Raw genomic sequence first — 1142 nt, forward strand, 5'->3', positions numbered from 1 at the left:
AGGGGAGGTTGCGGGCCATGACGATGCGCTGGACCTGGTTGGTGCCCTCGTAGATCTGGGTGATCTTCGCGTCGCGCATCATCCGCTCCACCGGGTAGTCCCGCGTGTAGCCGTAACCGCCCAGCAACTGCACCGCGTCCACCGTGATCTCCATCGCCGCGTCCGACGCGTAGCACTTGGCCGCCGCACCGAAGAACGTCAGGTCGCCGTCACCGCGCTGCGACTTCGCCGCCGCCGCGTAGGTCAACTGCCGCGCCGCCTCCAGCTTCATCGCCATGTCCGCCAGCATGAACTGCACGCCCTGGAAGTCCGCGACCGGCTTGCCGAACTGGCGCCGCTCCTTCACGTAGCCCTTCGCGTAGTCCAGCGCCCCCTGCGCGATGCCCAGCGCCTGCGCGGCGATCGTCACCCGGGTGTGGTCCAGCGTGCGCATCGCGGTCGCGAAACCCGTGCCCTCCGCACCGATCATCCGCTCCGCCGGGATGCGGACGTCGTCGAAGTACACCTCCCGGGTCGGCGAGCCCTTGATGCCCAGCTTCCTCTCCGGGGCACCGAAGGAGACGCCCTCGTCGCCCTTCTCCACCACGAACGCCGAGATCCCCTTGGAACGCTTCTCCGGGTCGGTCACCGCCATCACCGTGTAGTACTCGGACACCCCCGCATTGGTGATCCACCGCTTCACGCCGTTCAGCACCCAGAAGTCACCGTCGCGCACCGCCCGCGTCCGCATCCCCGCCGCGTCCGAACCCGCCTCCGGCTCCGACAGGCAGTACGAGAACATCCCCTCACCCCGGGCCAGCGCCCCCAGGTACCTCGCCTTCAACTCCTCCGAACCCGCCAACTGCACCGGCAGCGACCCCAGCTTGTTCACCGCCGGGATCAACGACGACGACGCGCACACCCGCGCCACCTCCTCGATCACCAGCACCGTCGCCAGCGCGTCCGCCCCCGCACCCCCGTACTCCTCCGGCACGTGCACCGCATGCAGGTCCGCCCCCCGCAACGCCTCCAACGCCTCCTGCGGGAAACGCCCCTCCTCGTCCACCGCCGCCGCGAACGGGGCGATCTTCGCCTCCGCCAGCGCACGCACCGACTCCCGGAGCATCACGTGCTCCTCGCCGAGCCGGTAGAGGTCGAAGTCC

General features: G+C 69.6%; 1 protein-coding gene. It reads right to left on the minus strand.

Going from position 1 to position 1142, the window contains the following annotated elements:
• Window positions 1-1142: acyl-CoA dehydrogenase family protein (locus OO57_RS37840; RefSeq protein WP_033257452.1), on the minus strand; the 1142-nt coding region annotated here is incomplete at both ends.

Source organism: Kitasatospora phosalacinea, from assembly GCF_000717185.1.
Classification (GTDB): Bacteria; Actinomycetota; Actinomycetes; order Streptomycetales; family Streptomycetaceae; genus Kitasatospora; species Kitasatospora phosalacinea_A.